Origin of the sequence: Pseudoalteromonas sp. MER144-MNA-CIBAN-0113 (assembly GCF_040308965.1) — a bacterium.
GTDB lineage: Bacteria > Pseudomonadota > Gammaproteobacteria > Enterobacterales > Alteromonadaceae > Pseudoalteromonas > Pseudoalteromonas tetraodonis.
Window position 1 is genome coordinate 1 of record NZ_JBEOOG010000268.1, and the last position, 291, is coordinate 291.

Annotated in this window: 1 protein-coding gene; it reads left to right on the forward strand. The window is 37.1% G+C overall.

Annotated features, from left to right (window positions below):
* On the forward strand, positions 1-291 hold a 291-nt coding region (locus AAEY57_RS19670; RefSeq protein ID WP_350608628.1), incomplete at both ends, for a GDP-mannose 4,6-dehydratase.

Here is a 291-nt window from a genome sequence, read left to right on the forward strand (position 1 = left end):
GGCTATATTGGCTCGCACACTGTTTTAGAACTTTTACAACAAGGTAACGATGTTGTTGTTATTGATAATTTAAGTAACTCATCACAAGAATCACTTGCGCGCGTAAAAAATATAACAGGTAAAGAAGCCACTTTTTACCAAGGCGATATTCTCGATAAACCCTTTTTAGATTCTGTATTTGCAAAACATACGGTTGATAGTGTTATACATTTTGCGGGTTTAAAATCAGTAGGCGAGTCGGTTGCAAAGCCAGTTGAGTACTATCAAAACAACGTTCAAGGTACGCTTACG